The sequence below is a fragment of the Paenibacillus sp. USHLN196 genome (genome assembly GCF_037144955.1).
Lineage (GTDB): Bacteria > Bacillota > Bacilli > Paenibacillales > Paenibacillaceae > Paenibacillus > Paenibacillus xylanexedens_C.
This window is the reverse complement of sequence record NZ_JBBCYH010000008.1, coordinates 132,818-152,281: the sequence shown is the minus strand read 5'-3', so window position 1 is coordinate 152,281 and position 19,464 is coordinate 132,818. Positions and strand designations below refer to the sequence as shown.

Genomic DNA, 19,464 nt, shown 5'->3' with positions numbered 1-19,464 from the left:
GCCCACAAGATGAGCTGGCTTGCTAACTAGCACATTTTTTTAATAGCAAAGTTGGAATTTTCGCTATTTCTCCTCTGAATATATAAATACATAATTACTCTCATCCGACTTCTCTTCTGAGAAAACAAAACCTAACCGATCAAAATTTCTGATATCCTTCACATCTGTAATCTTACGCTCTGCCATATATCGCACCATCTCACCTCTGGCCATCTTGGCCCGCGTGGCCTTTTCAACCAGCTTCCCATCGACCATTTGTCCAAATACACAAGTGATAAAACGGGTCTCCTCATTCAGAAAAGGGGTGATATTTTTGCTATACTCTTTGGAAGCCAAATTTAGAATACAATTGCTGTCCGCTTGAAGCTGATCTGCCAATTTGCTGCCCCAGAATTGATAGAGCGATTTGAAACCTGGACCTTGCAACTTGCCCTGCATCTCCAATCGATAAGGGGTAACCCCATCTAGAGGCCGTAACATGCCATAAAAACCGGATAATATGCGTAAATGCTTCTGAAGATACTCTAGTTCCTCATTTTGAAAAACACCTGGCGCCATATATTGATACTGAATGCCCTCATAGGCATAGATGGCTGGCGTAAGATCTGCTTTTATATTCATATTCCGAATCCGCTCCAAGTTCTGTTCGGCGATTGCATCGTTACACTTCCACATCGCTTTGAGTTCGTCATAGGATAACTCTTGAAGCAGACTCAATAGCTGTTCTGACTCGTTTATAAAATGCGGCATCTGCGCGATAGCCATAAGATCGGTATCGATCTTCATCTTTTTAGCTGGTGATATGATAATTCTCATCGTGCTGATCCATCCTTAATCTACCGTTGTTTTTGTCGTTATCCATTGTACAGGATTGGACAGGCGAATCCAATGCCAAGGCTTAACTAAATCCCTTATTGTACCTTTGAAAAGACTCAAAATGAACAAGTCGGCCCACAATTGGACCGGCTTGTTCATTAGAATCAATAAATTCAATTGGATGAGAAAGTATTAAGTGCATTTTCAAGCGCTAATTAGGGAGATACACTCCCCGCGCCGCTATTTTGCTCTGTTTTTGTAGTTGGCAATTGAATCATTGGCGTGTTTGATCCACTCACATATGGAAGGGCTCCATCCCATTTCTTGATTGTTTCATATTCAACGAGTTGACTTGTTAATGATTGCTGAAGCTCTTTATTTGCTTTAGCTTGACCTTCTGCTTCGATCAATAGTTTGTCTGCATTACCCTGTGCTTCCACACGCTTACGATCTGCTTCTTTCTTGGCGATCTCAAGTTCAGTCGTTTTACGTTCCAGTTCTTGAGAAGCTTCGACACGCTTATCAATTGCTTCCTGAGTCTTAGCATCAGGTTGAGGAACACCTACAGTAACGTTTGATACAATAAAGCCTAACTCTTTAACATCATCAGAAAAACGTTGTTCGACGTCTACGCCTGCTTCGGATGACTTTTCACCATAAACATCAATGACTGTAAACTTGGAAATACCTTTACGAGCTGCATCACGGAAACGTGTTTTGAGATATGTATCCTCAATTTCTTGAATGCTAATTGGCCCAAATGTATTAAAGATCGAAGATACTTTACTTGGTTCTACTTGGTAGTTGTAAGCAAAGTCGATTGTGATGTTTTTCCCGTCAGAAGTGGCAATCTGAATATCTCTGTATTCAACCGTTTGAATTCGGATAGGATATTTCGTCACTTTATCAAACGCTCCAACGAGTTTCCATCCTTGACTCAGTGTACTATCTTTCACGCCTCCATTTGGTGAATACACGACCCCAACATATCCATTAGGAATTCGTGTTACAAAGAAGGTCACCAGTAATACTCCCACAATAATAACTAATGCAACCGTAATTGCCCCTACTCTAAATGTCTTTGAATTTTTCATCACCATTCTCCTCTTGTTTGAATTTATTGTATTTCTTCAAAATTCTACTACCTATTTTATTGAATAGCGGGAACATTAATGACCATAGAATAAATGCTAGGATAAAAATTAAAATGATTCCCCCAATAAATGGCATATCCGTCCTCCCCTCTATGGATGTAACCGAGTACAAATTTATAAATGGTAACTAATTATATCCTCCTTTATATATACTTTGTAAATTTGTATTAGGTTTCAATGATATCCAGCACCGCTTCTTATAGCTCTAGAATTTCTACATCGAAAAGGGATATGCGATCCGGCTTGTTTTAAGGCTGTGAGACTCTTAAGATCGAACCACTATTGAGAGTTAAGTTCTTTTGGGAGATGCCCCTAGACTCATTAGGCTCTGGGTGGGACAATAGAAAGACCTTGAGGATTACCGCCCCAAGGTCAATGAACTTACATTTGATCATTTAAAATTCAATAATCGTTGATATTGATTTGTATTCTTCCAATTGATTGTACTTCCATAATTCTTCTACACCAAATCCTCCTATATTTATACCGAAAAATTGAGGATCTAAAAATAATTCCTGTTTGTTAGTGTTATTTGTTATTGATAATTTTAGAGCGTCGCAAATAATCTCATTGCTTTTTACTTCCATATTAAGTAACTCAATTTGGCTAACCTTGTTGTCTATCAAGCTATTATCCAAAATAATGTCGCTAATATTGGATTTAGCCGGAATAACATCCTCTACCTCAACCCTTACAATAAAAGTTGGAGTTAACGCAATTGAAATTTTTGAATACTGCTCAATCGCTTCAATTTTTACAAGTTGATCACCAAATTCAAAAAACAGATAACTTCTATAAGGTACGAACTCAGCAAGTTCATTTTCTCTTTCTGATGATAGAACAATACCTGTTACATAAACACTACTTAATAAGTTATTTTGAACTATGTTTTTAAGTTCTTCTAAATACATATGTGTCCCCCGTCTCTATATTATTTAAATATGAATTTCCCATCCATCCCTTTTCCGGACTCCAAAAGAGTATGCCATTCACCATTTTGTTTTGTAGTCATTGTCAAACCATTACCTCGATAAACCTTATATACGTCTCCACCTTTTTGTAAAGTAGCGTCCCCTACAAATTTGACTGTACCATTATCAATCAGACTTCCAAGATCACTTAAAAATCTTGCAGTTGTTTCGTCATCATACTTTTTATATTTAGTTCCAAGTGCGTTTTCGAGTAATTTTTTATGATCGAGATAATGCTTTTTGAAATTTTTACCTGCTGAAAGAATTGTACAGTTATGAACCCATATGCCAAGGTTAGATACAAAATAAGAATGATAATCAGCAACCATGAAATTGTAAACAGTGGTTTGTCGTGGCGCTATTTCAATCCTATCTATTGCTAGTTTAGTACCATCACTTGAAACAAGCAAATCTCCAACCTTTAGGTCTTGTACAAGAGTCCAACCTTTTCCATCCAACCAAAAAGGATGTAATCCAGTTGTCTCAATGACTTCATCACCTATACGGACGTAATAAATTTCATCAGCCTGTTTTTGGAATAGCTTTATAACCTCTTTGTATCCAACTTCTCCGGTTTCATCAGACTTGGCGAGCACCTTATCCCCTACCTCGATTTCCTCGATAGGTTTCTCCCCTTCTTCTGTTTGAACTTTAGTACCCCCTGTAAAACAATTACATGCTTTACTAATAGCATTGTCTACGAATTTTCCACCTTTTTTAGAAAGCTTTGCTGTAGCCTTTCCATAAGGATTCAGCTCCATAACCAAATAACCCGCTGTGAAAAATTGTTGCAATGACCAGGGGTTCTCCATGGACACCCGGTAATATTCATTTAATGAGCTGACGGTTCCCATCGTCCAGAAGTCGATTGCTCCGGACCAACTGGAGTGTGCTCCCTTGAACGCATTCCATTCTTTTTGCCAGAAACCGAAATCATTGCCTCCACTTCCTCCTGAACCTGACTCGTGTCTATGCCCGCTTGGGTCTACATACTTAAGGGGGTTGTTACTTACATACGAATACAAATTTAAAGTTAACGGATCGTTCAGTTCACCTTCATAAGTGTCTTCACCAATAAACCTTGCCATGCCTGGGTCGTACCAACGTGCTCGCAAATATTGAAGTCCGACTGTCTGATCCCAATACTCACCCGAATAGCGAAGTACATTCGGCACGGTTTCTTTCGTTGTGAGTGGTCCGCCCCAGATGTCATACGTATACTCGTTCAACACTTTACCAGCGTCGTCCACAAGTCCGACTACATCGCCATGACCATTAAACTGGTAATATTCCAATTTTCCAGTTTGTTTGGCTTGACGTGCCCACAGTTGACCATACATGTCATAGATATACACATAGGTCAGTTCTGCTTTTCCAGACGTAACTAGTGCTTCCGCCATGAGTTTGGCTTCTTCATCGTAGTAATAACGGAAAGTTTGTTCGCCTTCGGTCCGTTCATACAGCAGTCCATCCCCGTTGTAGTTATACGTAATGGTCTTGCCTTCCCCCGTCGCTTTGACCAATCGATTCTGACTGTCATACGTATACTCCGCATCTTTCAGTCCATATATCTTACCACTGCCGGTACTATACCGGTTGCCATTGGAATCGTACGTATATGTCTCCTGCTGCGTGCCTGATTCCGTTTGAATACGGCTGAGTTCATCATACGTAAACTGATCGGTTGACCCATTTTGAGTTCGAGACATGATGTTTTTATTTCCATCATACTCATAGTTAAACTGATGAACTGCAGTCGTTCCTTGGGAAACGGTGATTCCCGACAGATCATAACCGTCGAACTGATAACTTGTGCTGAGGCCTTTGCCAAACGATACGTTTTCTAGCAAACTATTCGACGCGTAGCTAAAAGTCATCCGGTCTACAGGCGTCTGAGCCGATACTGCGAGTGTCGAAGCACCTCCCACTCCTGAGATGATATCCATGGAAGTAACTCGGTTCATCGTATCCAGTTCACCATGTATCCGCAAAGATTGTCCTTGTGCATCGGTCAGTGTATATCCCAACCGCTGCTGGGTATTGTTTTCATATCCCAACTGGGTTCCATCCGGGAAGGTCAATCCATTGAGCATACCGTCCGTATCACGGTAAGAATAAGTCGTTTTGCCGTGATTATCTGTCATTGACGTTCTACGTCCCATTTCGTCGTATGTATACGATACGGACGTATCCGGACCTTTGAAGCCTGTAAGCATGTTGTCGCTGTTATATGTGTATTCCGTGATTTTTCCGAGCCGATCCTGCTTTCTGATCAGATTGCTCTTTTTATCATAATAAAAGGTTGTCGCAGATCCATCCAGCATCGGAGGTATCTGTTTAATAATGCGGCCCAATTCATCAAACTGCTTGGTAACTGTTTGTCCGTTGGCAGATACAATTCGGGTTACCTGGCCCTGATAACTATAGAAATAACGGCTGGTTTCTTGTTTTGGCGTTGTTGCAGTTGCGATTTGACCAAGCGCATCATACGTATACGTCGTCCGCCCCCCATTCCCATCAATGGATGCAGTCACGTTTCCGCTTAGGTCATACTCGCTTTGTTGCAATGGTACAAAGGCTCCCTCTCGGTATTCTTCTAGCGCCGTCGTACGTCCCAGCAAGTCCACTTTCACACGAGTTTTGTAATTGGAAGCATCCTGATACGTCACGGTTTTTCCGACAGGATCAACGGTTGTTTTATCTGTAGTTCCATCCGGATATTGAGACTCCGTGGCTTGCCCAAACGCATTGACCACATATCTCGTCACATTACCTTCGGCATCTTCCGAAGCCTTCACGTTTCCTTCGCCATCATAGGCATATTTATATGTCGCGTACGCAGTTTGTTCTTCCATGAGCAAACCTAACGGATTGTACCGCTGTGTAGTCACAATGCCGTCTGGCGATGTGCTTGTAATGATGTTTTTTTTGTCATCATATGCTGTCGTTGAATGTGTTCCATCTGCATGTTTGGTCTGAAGAAGACGCCCTGCAAGGTCATATCGATTCGCTTCTTGTTCTCCGGCAGCGTTTGTCGTTGTCTCCAGTTCACCTTCAGGCGTATAACTATAAGACTCCTCAAGAGATTCTGCTTTACCAGCAGCATCATGCACAACCATTGATGTCGTTTCCAATAAATGCCCTGCATTTGGTTGATAGCTGAATGTAACAATACGATCTTTGGCCAGCGTACCGCCTTTGTCGGTTGAGCTGATGATACGTCCTTTATCATCAAGTTTCACTTCCGAATCAGAGAGCAATTGTCCGCCATATCCATTTTTGGTGGAGGTCTGCAACATATCACCTTGATTGTTGTATGTTGTTTCAGCGTACCTTTCCAACGTGCTGTTAACTTTGGTTGTAGATCGAATAGGCTTGATCCAGTGATATGGAGTTTTGCCCGTTTCGTATGCGCCACTCTCGCTTACCCACTCCGTCATTTGAGTCGGAAGGTTTCGCTTCGTTTGACTGTCGTACTGGAACTCCGTGGAAAAAGTTACGTCATCTCCAGTTAACGTGTGCTTATCTGCGCGAACCAAATCTGGATGAGCTGCAGCGCTAAACGTTTTGGAGAACGTCCAAGTATCTGCAGTGTTCTCTGCTTTCACTTTCGTTGTCCATGAAGCGGATTGACCGTAAGAGTCCAGATCTTCTCCAGAGTACTCAAAGTTAACCTTGTCCAGAACGCCTTCGCCTTCTGTTGTGCTAAACTGGCTCTTGCGCTCCCTTACTTTGAATACGAAATGGGAGGAAGCTTCGCCAATCTGCTTCAGCGCCGGAATATATGCATAATCCGTTATAGCTGATGAAGGGCTTGTAATACGCGATAGTAACGCTGTATGCATCACACCTTGAGCATTTTGGTTGCTTTGCAACTCAGGTAAAAAGTTGAATTTGGATTCCAGATAATAATACGTATACGTCGTTGTCCGATCGAGAGCATCCGTGTATTCTCGCAAAATGTATACGTTTGTATTTATACAAATAACTTGTTCCTATTGCTATAGAATATACAAATCAAAATCAAACTCTGCGTTCAAGTCATAGGCTATACTGATTGCCTTTTGCTCAATAGATATCGCAAGCGTCTCGTTATTCATAATCCTGATCGAGAAGCTAAAAAGTAAATTCAAATCATGCTTCATTCTCAAGGTTTTCAACTTCTCATTATGTGGTTCCAAAAGATTGAGTATGTGGTTCAATTGCTGATTAATATCGAAAGATTCCTGATAGTCCGTCTCCAAGAACCAACAGGTTTCTTTTCGATACAAATCTCTATCATCAATCTTTTCTCCTTTTATATAGGTTCCTGATGGTTCGATTCCAATCTGTTCTGTGATTAACTTCGGTTCGAAATGACTTCCTGTAATGATAAATTCAGCCATGATATTCGTTTTTTCCATTAAGATCTCCCAACTTATTCATATTCAGAAATCACTCGAAAATTTTCAAGTAATAATAATGAGTGTCTACTAACACAATTATAGTTTATCTGGTGGTAATATCATTTCTCAATAAGAAAAACCTTAGATCGGTTGAGTACCGACCTAAGGTTTCCTAAGTCTGCTATTTAAGGTTATCTATTGGGAAGGGGGAAGTTCATAATATCGACTTTAGAAGAAAGCTTACTTTCCCCTTGACACCCTCCTCCCAAATAGACAAACTTATATCTTACTTTCTATTTTTCTGCCATGATTCCCAATAAAACTTTATTTCCCTCCTTAATGTTATCTATTAAATTCGAAAAACTAATTTCCATTTCTAAATGATCACCTAGCGCATGCGGAACTGAAATACTTACTCCAATGGCATCTTGAGTGATATAACTAAATGTACCTGAATCATTTACTTGGCCTACTTCATCTGAGTGTTTAAAATAACTTATTAAATCTATACTATTATATCCACTCAAGATTTCTGTTATGACTCCATTATCTAACAAATCCAAATCCTCATTATAACTTTTGTAATCTCCTTCTTTAAATTCTTCTACGAATGCTTCATTAACATCAATTAAATCAATTAATTTAACTCTCGATCCTTTATTTATATCAATATTCGATGTGTAAAAAACATTTAAAGGATAGGATGCTCCTTCAGTAAATGCTGACCCAAAGTATTGAATACTTATTAAATCGTTACTTTTAAGCATAATCTGATAATTTATATCAAGACTATCTTTCTCTAGTGAATAGAAATTAATTATTCTTGTCGCTTCCTCTTTAATCAGTGCATTTATTTTGTCACCATTTTTAATATTAACTATCTTTGGATATATAATGTTAATATTATTTTTAGAGTAATTACTACTTTCAACTTTGTAACTATTTTTTATACTCGTGTCATTACTACTTTTTGCTTGATCCGAGTGCACCTCAGCTTTCGCATTACAGGACATTAATAGTAAACCTGGTATTATAATCAATAGCCAATGTTTCATATCGTTTCATCTCCAGTTCAAGTAATAAGTCTCTCACTAGCGTAGAGTTTTCTTAACAAGTGCATAATATTTTTTTCTATTAACAAGATGATTTGTTCCACCGTTAACTCGCTTAGTCACTTGGGTAACTGAAGCGCCTGAATCTACTAGCTTATTCAGCTTGTTATCATCCCACCAAAATCCTGCTGCTCTCCATGCATAATTTTCAGCAACGTATTCAGCACCTATTTTCGTTATTTTTGGGTCCCCCATAGCGTCCGCAAAACGTTGGTAGTTATATCTACCTGTCATTTGTATATATCCTGCGCCTCTAAATTTATAACCATCGCCCTTTTTAGTATTACCAAGTTGTTTACCTAATTTGGTTCCAGGCTCATATTTAGAAAAATACTTTTTGCCACCCAGTTCAGTAGTCCATCTTCCCAATTCCGATTCTTGTATAACCTGTGATAGGAAATGACTAATTCTCTCTTTAGTTGTTATATCAAATGTCCCTAACGTAACATTTAAGTCTTTCACCATGTTATTTGTTATATTTTGAAATACGTATTTGTCATCAAGCTTTACTTCGGAATCGGAGGACATCTGGCTACTGTCCCACTAAATATATAAATACATAATTACTCTCATTCGACTTCTCTTCTGAGAAAACAAAACCTAACCGGTCAAAGCTACCGATGTCCTTCACATCTGTAATCTTATGCTCTGCCATATAACGTACCATTTCGCCTCCGGCCATCTTAACTGGGGTTGCCTTTTAAAGACCTTCCCTCTACCAATTGTCCGTATTCACGAGTAATAACCCGAGCTTCCTTGCTCAGAAAAGGAGTAATGTTTTTGCTATAAAACCGGATAATATCCGCACATGCCGTTGAAGAATTATGGATCAGGCCATAGTTGCACCCATTGCTCTTCTCTCTGGGTGTAGACATATTCCTGCGGATTGTCCTTAAATTTGACGACTACAGGATACTGTGGCATTTTACTGCGACGAGCCGTGATACTAATAATATCATGTTCATCCATACCTTTTTCAACGGTTAAATACGTTCTTAAACCATCTTCAAGTTCCTTCATATCCTTTTTATAGGAGCCATACCACGTGACAGAAGCTATGACCACTAGTGCAATTACAATCAATGATCCTTTTAGAAACTTCATTTTATTCACCTCCATTACCAGTTTCTATCAATATAGATTTAATAATTTTATCTGATATTTCTCTATGTACAATCTCTATTCATTGATATTTATCCTAATAAGGTTCTATTTATCCAATTATATCGGACCCTGGTCCTTGCGGAACAGACAATCTTACTTTGTCGTCTAGGTCGTTATATCTAAGTTACTTTATCCACTCGACAATCTTCTATTACCTGAAGTTAGGTCGTTATTCTCATTATCTCAATGCTCCATTTTGCTATGATTATTATTACTTTGGACTTAAGTTCATTCCACCAATACCATATCAGGTCATATTATTTTCAGATAACAACCAGGTGGGGTTGATGTTCTTATTTAATTATATTTTAGAGAGAAAGGGTGTCCCTCACATGTTTATTGTTCAATTACTACTCGCTATCGCACTTCTGGGCAGCTCAGGGAGCTCAAATTATGCGACTTCTACACAACTAGAAATCAACCAATCACAGCCTATGGATGCTTCTCCTGAACAAGTCATGGAAACTGGTTTAGAACCTTTCCGATCCGAACGCAATTATAATGGATGGGAGCCAGAACTCGATGAATTCGAGCAGGCCGCCAGCAATCTTCAAAACAAGCTATTTGATAGTACTGTATCACCGATCCTATCCAAACCTGGCGATACAGGAACTTTCGATTACGGCGGATATCTGAAATTGCTAAAGTCTGTACCTCTGGATGCACGTTTTGAACGTGGGCCACTAACCATTCATGTTGTTCATGCTCAATTATTAGAGGCCAGCGATATTCCTGAGGATTCACAGAAAAACATTTCCATTCTGAATCGAGAAGATATCGGTTCTAAGATCACTTATATCAATATCCTCTACACTGTGGAAAATACAACCGATCAGAATATCGGTTTTTACGGCTTAAACTCCGTTCATCCAAACACGGGCAAGCCGATCTCCGCCGATCGCAATTTTATGAGAAAATCATATGTCTATAATCAGTATGATGGCGTAGTCGTTGATAATACGAGTTATGGTTTGGTATATACCGATGACCCGAATGAGCTGGAATCCATTGAACTTGTGTTCAATAAAATCTATGACTACGACACTGGAAAAACCATTGTAGAACCCACTTCGTTGAACATTCCTTTTAACTTTTAAGAGTAGTGCCCCCGACGTCTCAGCCCTTTTTTAAATAAGTAATATTCAGCAGTTTCACTCATATAAACAAACCCCCGGCAACGCTTCTGCATTCAGCAGCGTACAGCCGGAGGTTCATGGTTATATTCACCTTTTTCTATGGTTTACATACTATCACGGTAAAACCATCATGTGGTGTGTAACTTCGGGTCAGATGACTATCACTTTATGGCCTGCCATCCACTGTATTTTAATGCATAATTTCTTTCTTGTTTACCTTCATGCCAGACAATGACTGATCAAACATGTCGAGAACAAATAAGAATCGTTCGGCTTCACGAAAAACGTGATCTGCTAATAAAGGGTGAATGATGCTTTTGATTCGACACTCCTCAATTAAGTCGCGCGCAGTCTTCTTAAAATCTCGTAACGATTGAACTGAAACGCGGTTTTCATCAACAAATTGACTTAGTAAGGGATGAGTTTGCGATTGTGGACGCATGGAACTTAGATCGATGGCTTGGAACATCAGCGTATCAAAATCTTGACTAAATTCCCTTGCTTGTTCCACTAATTTTCGCTCGGATGGATCAAGAAGATGACCTATAAATTTCGCATGATCTGCCATGATTTTGAGGAAAAATACATTTTCATCGATAATCGCATCAGGTAATGGCTCAAGTCTCCCGCTATTGAGTTCCTCTAACCGATTTCTAAAGTAATTGGCTTCTCGGCTAACATGATCCACAAGCAAAGGGAAATTGGTTCCCCCTGGAAGTTGACACCGTAGTATAAGCCCAAGCACTTTTCTTTTAAATGCCCATATGTGTGCAGCCGCATTGTGAACTTCTAAATTAAACTGTCTAATGGTTTGCGGATCCGTATCTGCTTGAAAAGAATGTGATCTTCTTTCGATATCCTCAAAGATTGCATGGAATTGATTGGCCTCATTAATTAACTGCGTATCTTCACACCTAAATCCTAGTCGAAGAAAAAAGGAATGTTCTTTCATAATGCGTGACCAAAAACGTATTTCGTCTAATGATTTGACAACAAAAGGATCCGACAAACCTTATCCCACCTTTCAGCACACTTAATAAGTAGACCATTTAAATATGCCATGATAGCAGAGTATATGGGGACGCCTTGTTTCAATATGCTACCGAAAAATAAAAATCATGATTAATAAGGTGTGAATTTAAATACTTTTTACAATTGCCTTCTGAGTGAGGAAAATATACGGGTATAGTTCACAAACCCACCTACAGGGATCGGATTTCACACTAAACACGAAAAAGGACGAGTCCCAATGGATCCGCCTTTTTGCGTGTTTAACAGATTTATAGCTAAAACTGCCTTCTATTTACTTTTTAGTCTTTTTGGTCTTATTCGGAAGTATTCCTACAGCCCGTGCAGCAGCCGCGCTCTTTTCTACAAACGCAACTGGATTATCAATTGACTCCCAGTGGATATATTTGAATTGAATATTTTGGAATATCCAGTGGTTATGAATTGCACTAACTTTGATCCCTCGCTTGCGTAATTCTGAGACAAAAGGATTGATTTCACTTTCTAGTATGACTGTTTCCCCAAAGTTTAGAGTACGCCCACGGGAGTCCCGAGATTCTACAGATAATGCAAATGGTAATGTTAAAGGGGATCTACTGCGCCGACCTAGAATCTTAACATTTAAATTCCGTAAAGTTTGAACAACGCAAGCTTGTTTATTTGTCGCTACCTGTCCGCCAATAATCTTAGCTAAACGTGCACAGCTGTCAAACTAACAAACCCCCGGCAACGCGTCTGCATTCTGCAGCGCATAGCCGGGGGTAATTTAATATTTACAATTATTTTTCTTAATTCCTCTACCTAATTTAACGTGTAAAATCATGCTGACCAATCGTCAACAGCGTCGGCCTGCTCTTGCTCCACACCGAAGTGGCAATCTTCGGATTGTAATAATACAGCGCTCCGTTCGTCGGATCAGCCCCATTCAAAGCCTTGCGAGCAGCCCTGTAAGAGGTCTGGGTTGGCTTGGTATTAAACTGGCCATCGTCTATAGCCGTGAATTGTCCTTTCTGGAAAATAACCTTCGAAATAGACGACGGGAATTCACTCGAATGTACCCGATTCAACACAACCGCTCCTACAGCGACTTGCCCTTCAAAAGATTCTCCGCGCGCTTCACCATGGATCAGCTTCGCCAACTGGCGTAACGTCTCGCCTTCGGCTTTGGCCTTTTTGTTCAGCCTATTCAGCGTCGCTGGACCTGCAACGCCGTCTGCACTCAGTCCCTGCGCCTGCTGGAACTTGCGGACAGCACCTTTGGTGATGGTACCGTAATATCCAGTCATTCCGGCGTCAAAGTACCCCAGATCGCTTAATTGCTCCTGCAATTGCAGTACATGCTCGCTGCGAACGCCCTGTTCCAGCTTCTGTGCTCCCGCTGAAGGAGCTGCCACGGTTAATCCCAGAGTCAATGCGCAGGCACCGAGAAGCATGCTGACCCTCCCTGCTCTTTTGCCAGCCGTGTTCCCCTTCCCATGAGTGACTTTCCGACTGACAGTGATAGGTTCCATGTTGTCAGCAAACGTTAATTGATCCAACCCCTCATTTGTGCTATCAACTGTAGTCCGTTCATTACTGTTCATATGGCTTCCCACCTTCATCTCTTTCATCTCACTCACGCTATCTAATTCACTTATCATATTCTTTTCATTGATTTCATTCGCTTGATCCATTTCAATGTTGTTCTTCATCATTCCATTAACCTCCACTTTTCTGAATCCAGATCCCACTTCTTTCCCCGAATCCTCACGGTTGGACATCCCGAGTGTCATTATAGGATATAGAAAAAATGAAGTCTATCGGACCGATGACGCAGTGAAAAAACGACGCTGAACATAACAAAAAGAGGCATGAGCCCATGGTCACACCATGGTCATACCCCTTCTTGTATCAACCAAATACCGCTTGTCCAACCCGTTATTTCCGTAGGCAGGCAGACCCGTACAAAAGTTGCGTTGTATTTATTGACAATTACTCGGCCAGTTCCTGACCCTTCGTTTCCCGGCCCCAGAACAGTACAGCCGCTGCGCCAATGAGGATTGTCACGAAGAAAATCGTGAAAATCAGGCTGATTGCCACTTCGCGCTGAACCAGCATACCGACCATTAATGGAGCAAGTACACCACCGATTCGGCCAACCGATGTGGCAAGTCCAACACCTGTCGAACGAACGGAAGTCGGATACAATTCGGGGCTGTAGGCGTACAGACCACCCCAGGCTCCCAGATTGAAGAAGGAAAGACAGATCCCCGCAGTCAGGATTGTCGCTTCCGTTGTTGCCAGTCCAAACGCAATCGCACTGAATGCAGTTAAGGTAAGATACACAACCAGTACGAACTTGCGACCGTAACGTTCAATGAAGTACGCCGCGGTGAAGTAACCTGGCAGCTGTGCGATCGTCATGATCAGCACGTATTGGAAGCTTTTAACCAACGTGAATCCTTTTGCCATCACAACCGAAGGTAACCACAGGAACATACCATAATAAGAGAAAATGACGGTAAACCACAAAATCCAGAGCATCAACGTTGTACGGCGATGTGGTGCTGACCAGACGGTAGCCACTTTTTCGCGGAACGTGATTTTATGAAGTTTGGTATGATTCTTGTACCGCGGCGGGTCCTGAATGGCACGACGCAGATACAGTGCATAGAACGCCGGAAGTGCACCAATGGCAAAAGCAATTCTCCATCCGTACTCCGGGATAACAAAGTTTGCAATCAGCGCGGATACAATCCAGCCCCCTGCCCAGAAACTTTCCAATAATACAACGGCACGTCCCCGTTCCGCTGTAGGCATCGACTCCGATACCAGTGTGGATGCAACGGGCAGCTCTCCGCCAAGTCCGATACCTGCAACCAGACGTAGTGCACACAATACAGCAAATCCGGTCGCAAGTGCAGATAGACCGCTTGCAATCGTAAAGATTAGCAAGGTCCACATCAGAATAGCTTTCCGTCCAAATCGGTCCGCAAGTGCACCTGCAAGCAAAGCACCTAGCGCCATACCGATGGAGTTAATACTCGTAAGCACGCCGACTTGTCCGGGACTGAGACTCCATTCCTTGGCGAGTGCAGCCACGATAAAGGAGATCATACCAACTTCCATCGCATCAAACAGCCAGCTCATGCCGGCACTGAACAGCAGCTTGCGCTGCTTGGGATTCCGCAATACTTCCAGTTTGCTCATCACTTATAGCTCCCTTGATCTCTATGTAGTCATTCTGACACTAAATCATTATTATGCAGAATGCTCCAGAAATCAATGCAAAATAAGCTTTTCCTTCCGATTTCTGCGATACCTCACCCCTTGAGTGAACCCGCTGTCAGACCTGCTACAAAGTAACGCTGGAGTATAAGGAACAGCGCAATCATCGGAATGGTCGTTACCAGTACACCCGTAAGCATCATCGGATAGTTCGTCACGTATTCTCCGCGGAACTGCATAAGCGCGAGTGGTAACGTTAGCTTGGACTTACTGCTGAGCATTAACATCGGAATAAGCAAGTCATTCCAGACCATGACGAGCAGGAACGTAGCCGTTGCCGCCAGTGAAGGTGCAGCGAGTGGCAGTGCAATCCGGGTATAGAGTCTCCATTCACTTGCTCCATCCATACTACCCGCTTCCAGAATCTCCGAATTGAGCATGCGCATGAAACCTGTCAGCATAAATACAGAGACAGGCATCAGCATCGCGGCAGATACCACAATCAATCCCGTGAGACTGTCCGACCACCCGAGTGTACGTGTGAGAGAATAGATCGGCAGCATACTCACTTGAGAAGGAACGATCAACCCTGCTACGAACAGAGCAAACACGATTTTTCCTACACTTCCACCCCAGCGGACAATGGCGTAAGCAATCATGCTACTCAGCAACAACTCAATGGCAACCGTACCAAGCGTCACGACCAGACTGTTCCCGAAATATTGCCACATCGGCTGATTGCGGAACATGCCAGTGATGTTATCCCACGTAAACGGGTCCGGCCAGCTGAATGGACTGGTGAAGAAGTTGCTGCTTGTTTTGAACGAGGATACAAATACAAAGTACAGCGGCACCAGAATCAGCAGCGCGTACACTAATAGGATCAGGCGATTGAACCATTTTAAAAACATGTGAACTCCCTTCTGCCTCGGTTGCAGGATGAATGCTCCAACATCAACCTCAATAACTTACCCGGTCGGCACGCAGTGCCTTGAACTGCAACAGCGTCAAGAGCGCGAGCAACACCAGGAAGATCATGGAACCGGCAGAAGCCAGACCAAATGAATAGCTGCCAAAGGCGGTATGATAGATATATGTTGTCAAAATTTCAGTTGCGTAGTTCGGGCCTCCGTCCGTCATTGTGAAAATGAGGTCAAATGCCTTGAACGACTGAATGGTCGTATAGGCCACAACAATCGTTGCCGAAGGTGCCAGCAGTGGCCAGGTCACGGTACGAAATACCTGCCATTTGCTGCCGCCGTCCATACGAGCCGCTTCATACAGTTCTGCCGGAATACCTTGCAGACCTGCGATGAATACAATCATCATCTGTCCGGCATGGGCCCATACCTGTACCGCAGCGATGGAATAGATGGCGATCTTGGGATCTCCAATCCAGTTACGAGCAATGCTGCTCATCCCAGCTTCATTCAGTCCATAGTTGATCAATCCAATGGATGGATCATACATAAATGCCCAGATCAGTCCAACCGATACGGAGGACAGAATCGCAGGCAGGAAATACAATGCCCGAAGCACAATGCGTGTCTTGGTATTACGTACCAAGAGCAGAGCCAGGACAAGTGAAATAAAGGTTTGTGCAATAACAACCGTTAACATGAACTCCACGTTGTTACCAAAGGCTTTGCGGAATACGATGCTGCTGAGACTGTCCTTGTAATTATCCAGCCCTACAAATGCATACGACGGGGATACCCCATCCCAGTCCGTAAAGGAATAGAACAGCCCCGTCAATGTAGGAAGTACGAACAATCCAACGTACAGCAGCAATCCGGGGATCAGAAACAGGGATAGCTGAAGACGGTTTTTCATCGTTTATTTCCCGATATGCTGATCAATGATCGCTTGTGCCTGCTGTGCTGCTTCTTCCGGAGAAGTGCCGCTTAGTACAGCCTGGATGGAGTTAGTTACTGCTTTTTGATTATCTCCGTTCAGGATGGTGAACCGTGGCTGGAACACGGTCTTTTTGGTTGCCCATTCTCCGGCTACCTGAAGCTCAGGCGTATCGTACTTCACACCATTCACCGTTACATTCTGTCCCGTTTGGTTGGCATAGTTACTCGCTACATCGGGATTGCTAAGGAATTCGAGGAACTTCTTCGCTTCTTCTGGATGTTTTGATTTGCTGTTCACGGCGAGCATGAATGTGGTCGTATGCACTCCTTCATACTTCGCTTGATCGGCACTTACGGTAATCGGTGCAAGTAGTTTTTGCTCCAGATTTGGATTCTGCTGCTTATTCTGAGCCAATTGATATGATCCACTTGCCAGCATCGCTGCTTTCTCTTGAATAAACAGTGCGCCCGCCGCAGGGTCTTTGGTACCCAGTGCATCCTGCTGGAAGTAACCTTTATCGTTCAGTTCCTTGATTTGAGTCAACGTTTTCACCCAGAACTCATCCGTCAGTTTGGCTTCGCCCGCTTCTACTTTGGTAAAAATGTCGTCACTCGGTGCATTGTTCATCACCATTGTATTCATGAATTGTCCTGGACCAATGTCCGCTCCGGCAAAGGCAATCGGAATGATGCCATTGTCTTTCAGCTTCTGGCAAAGTGCCAGGAAGCCTTCCCAATCGGTCGGCGGCGTCAAGCCATATTGTTCAAACAGTTTTACGTTAAAGATTGGATCGTTATATACGAGTTGATACGGGATCGCATATTGCTTGCCATCGTGCTGTCCTGATTCAATCAGCTTTGAATTGTAGGCAGTCAGAAACGATGATCCGGTCAGATCCGTGAACAAGCCGGCTTTGGTGAATGCTTCAAACTGTGCACCTGGGAAGGATGCAAATACATCCCCTACCGAACCGTCGCTGATTTTGGATTGAACGGTGGATTGGTATTGATCGGAGGGCAGCGTCTGCATCTCCACGTTGATGTTCGGATTTGCTGTCTCAAATGCGTCAATGCTCTTATTCAGTGCTTCCACATCTTCTCCACGCCAGTGCATGAAGCTGAGGGTCACTTTGCCTGAACCTGAGGAGCCGTTCTCTCCAGATGACGCGTTATCCCCACCGCCGCAAGCTGACAGTAGGATGGACATGACCAGCATACTGACGAGCGGCAGGATTAATTTTTTATTTTTTTTCATGAAAAGGTGACCTCCTGAGAATGATTAATGTAAGTTGCACGAAAGTTTTTACACGGGGCACTCCGAGTGCAGTACCATCTTCCGATCGCTGTTATCCCCGGATTTTTTGAATCATTTTTCTCAATGGTTAAAATCCGGGGATAAAGGCGAACGCTTCGCTTCTTCAGATCGGTTCTGCCCTCTCCGTTAAAGTGTAAAAAAAGGGGCACTTACTTAGTTGGTAGTAACGGAATGCTGCTTCTGTCTTGTTTTCCATTTCTCGCGAATGATCGGCATCACGGTCCGGCCGAAGATTTCGGCCTCTTCCAGATGCGGGTAACCGGACAGAATGAAAGTCGTAACGCCGAGATCTCCATATTCCATCAAACGCTCTGCGACCTGTTCGGCTGTACCTACAATGAGAATCGCACCGCCGGAACGTACAACGGACAAGCCCGTCCACAGGTTGGGACCTACGACAAACTGCTGCTTCTCGGACAGTTCCCGTAACTCATTCTGTCTGCGTTGGTTGGTTGCATCCGTCTCGGCAAAAGTGGCTTTGGCTTTTTCAATCGCTTCTGGTGGTACTTTGCTAATAATCTCCCAAGCTGCTGCCCATGCTTCTTCTTCGGTATCCCGAATGAGTACCTGAGCACGCATGCCGTAACGGAGCTGACGATCTTGTCCGGTTTCCTCTTTCACCTGCTGTCGGATGACCTCAATCTCTTCGATCTGCTCCTGAATCCAGTTATGAGGCTCGCCCCACATCAGGAACGTATCTGCATGTTCAACAGCGACCTTCTTCGCAATTGGTGAACTTCCTCCCAGATAGAATGGTGGATGCGGATTTTGCACCGTCTCCGGCATGCCTACCGGTCCTTTGAAATTGTAATACTGGCCGTTGAATTCAGGATCGGGATTGCTGGGTGCGTCTGCACCAGATTTTGAACCACTTCCGGCAAACTCCGTCAGATTCAATCCTTTCGATTGAGTCCATGAACGTTTCATGACTTCCATATATTCGCTCGCCCGCACATATCGTTCATCATGCGCATGTGCCAGTGGATCGCCGAGTTCCTCCAGATCTCGAACAGAACTGCCTGTCACCACATTGATCATGGCCCGACCACCAGAGAGCTGATCCAGTGCCGCTCCCATGCGTGCAGCGAGTACTGGAGTAACCAAACCCGGGCGAATGGCGACAAGTGGACGCAATGTCTTAGTGTGACTCATCACAGCCGAGCCAACCACCCATGCGTCCAGACAGGCTCCCCCAGTTGGAATCAGTACAAATTCGAATCCTGCCTTCTCCGCCGTCTGTGCCACATCGATCAGATAATCCAGACTCGGCTCCCGCTCCGGGGCAACCCCTACATACTTACCATCCCCTGCTGTAGGCAAAAACCATCCAAACTTCATTT

At 43.0% G+C, this 19,464-nt stretch carries 19 protein-coding genes; 1 reads left to right on the top strand and 18 read right to left on the bottom strand.

The genetic code is table 11. The features are described from left to right. Nucleotides 1–63: 63 nt before the first annotated feature. From yaaA to WFI24_RS20070, 10 genes are all read right to left on the bottom strand, one after another. A complete protein-coding gene (yaaA, locus tag WFI24_RS20110) occupies nt 64–816 on the bottom strand; it encodes a peroxide stress protein YaaA (protein WP_336763659.1) in 753 nt (250 codons plus the stop codon). A 215-nt stretch (nt 817–1,031) separates the two neighbouring features. Beyond that, complete coding sequence (locus tag WFI24_RS20105) at nt 1,032–1,910, bottom strand: prohibitin family protein (protein ID WP_336763657.1); 879 nt, start codon at nt 1,908–1,910, stop codon at nt 1,032–1,034. Continuing rightward, a complete protein-coding gene (locus WFI24_RS20100) occupies nt 1,888–2,046 on the bottom strand; it encodes a hypothetical protein (RefSeq protein ID WP_336763656.1) in 159 nt (52 codons plus the stop codon). Before WFI24_RS20100 ends, WFI24_RS20105 begins: the two co-directional genes overlap by 23 nt. Before the next feature lie 319 nt (nt 2,047–2,365). Next, entirely contained in the window at nt 2,366–2,881 is a 516-nt protein-coding gene (locus WFI24_RS20095) for a hypothetical protein (RefSeq protein ID WP_062835327.1), read from the bottom strand. A gap of 20 nt (nt 2,882–2,901) precedes the next feature. After that, a complete protein-coding gene (locus WFI24_RS20090) occupies nt 2,902–6,900 on the bottom strand; it encodes a polymorphic toxin-type HINT domain-containing protein (protein ID WP_336763652.1) in 3,999 nt (1,332 codons plus the stop codon). Nucleotides 6,901–6,942: 42 nt separating this feature from the next. After that, nucleotides 6,943–7,344 carry a DUF4279 domain-containing protein gene (locus WFI24_RS20085; RefSeq protein WP_336763650.1) on the bottom strand — a complete coding sequence of 134 codons (402 nt, stop codon included), beginning with the start codon at nt 7,342–7,344 and terminating at the stop codon, nt 6,943–6,945. A 275-nt stretch (nt 7,345–7,619) separates the two neighbouring features. Then, nucleotides 7,620–8,381 (bottom strand): hypothetical protein, encoded by a 762-nt coding sequence (locus WFI24_RS20080; RefSeq protein ID WP_336763648.1) that lies wholly within the window; start codon nt 8,379–8,381, stop codon nt 7,620–7,622. Nucleotides 8,382–8,417: 36 nt separating this feature from the next. Further along, entirely contained in the window at nt 8,418–8,966 is a 549-nt protein-coding gene (locus WFI24_RS20075; RefSeq protein WP_336763646.1) for a glycoside hydrolase family 19 protein, read from the bottom strand. Between the two features lie 4 nt (nt 8,967–8,970). After that, nucleotides 8,971–9,093, bottom strand: a complete 123-nt coding sequence (locus tag WFI24_RS34550) for a hypothetical protein (RefSeq protein WP_442956246.1) — start codon at nt 9,091–9,093, stop codon at nt 8,971–8,973. A 167-nt stretch (nt 9,094–9,260) separates the two neighbouring features. Then, a complete protein-coding gene (locus WFI24_RS20070; protein ID WP_336763644.1) occupies nt 9,261–9,542 on the bottom strand; it encodes a DUF3139 domain-containing protein in 282 nt (93 codons plus the stop codon). Nucleotides 9,543–9,934: 392 nt separating this feature from the next. Here WFI24_RS20070 and WFI24_RS20065 point away from each other — a divergent pair, with 392 nt between their 5' ends. Next, nucleotides 9,935–10,699 (top strand): hypothetical protein, encoded by a 765-nt coding sequence (locus WFI24_RS20065; RefSeq protein ID WP_336763642.1) that lies wholly within the window; start codon nt 9,935–9,937, stop codon nt 10,697–10,699. 229 nt (nt 10,700–10,928) lie between these two features. Here WFI24_RS20065 and WFI24_RS20060 read toward each other — a convergent pair whose 3' ends face one another. From WFI24_RS20060 to WFI24_RS20025, 8 genes are all read right to left on the bottom strand, one after another. Then, nucleotides 10,929–11,690, bottom strand: a complete 762-nt coding sequence (locus tag WFI24_RS20060) for a DUF2935 domain-containing protein (protein ID WP_307534545.1) — start codon at nt 11,688–11,690, stop codon at nt 10,929–10,931. 351 nt (nt 11,691–12,041) lie between these two features. Then, the gene (locus WFI24_RS20055; protein WP_336763866.1) at nt 12,042–12,431 is read right to left on the bottom strand and encodes a DUF1259 domain-containing protein; all 390 of its coding nucleotides are present in this window, start codon (nt 12,429–12,431) and stop codon (nt 12,042–12,044) included. 121 nt (nt 12,432–12,552) lie between these two features. After that, entirely contained in the window at nt 12,553–13,440 is an 888-nt protein-coding gene (locus WFI24_RS20050) for a cell wall hydrolase (protein WP_336763640.1), read from the bottom strand. A gap of 277 nt (nt 13,441–13,717) precedes the next feature. Continuing rightward, nucleotides 13,718–14,935: an MFS transporter gene (locus WFI24_RS20045; RefSeq protein WP_036614537.1), complete on the bottom strand. Its 1,218-nt coding sequence runs from the start codon at nt 14,933–14,935 to the stop codon at nt 13,718–13,720. 113 nt (nt 14,936–15,048) lie between these two features. After that, nucleotides 15,049–15,864 (bottom strand): carbohydrate ABC transporter permease, encoded by an 816-nt coding sequence (locus WFI24_RS20040; protein ID WP_336763637.1) that lies wholly within the window; start codon nt 15,862–15,864, stop codon nt 15,049–15,051. A 49-nt stretch (nt 15,865–15,913) separates the two neighbouring features. Further along, on the bottom strand, nt 15,914–16,786 hold the full coding sequence (locus WFI24_RS20035; protein ID WP_336763635.1) for a carbohydrate ABC transporter permease: 873 nt from the start codon (nt 16,784–16,786) through the stop codon (nt 15,914–15,916). A 3-nt stretch (nt 16,787–16,789) separates the two neighbouring features. Continuing rightward, a complete protein-coding gene (locus tag WFI24_RS20030; protein WP_336763633.1) occupies nt 16,790–18,064 on the bottom strand; it encodes an ABC transporter substrate-binding protein in 1,275 nt (424 codons plus the stop codon). Nucleotides 18,065–18,277: 213 nt separating this feature from the next. Then, nucleotides 18,278–19,462 carry an LLM class flavin-dependent oxidoreductase gene (locus tag WFI24_RS20025; RefSeq protein WP_336763864.1) on the bottom strand — a complete coding sequence of 395 codons (1,185 nt, stop codon included), beginning with the start codon at nt 19,460–19,462 and terminating at the stop codon, nt 18,278–18,280. Nucleotides 19,463–19,464 lie beyond the last annotated feature (2 nt).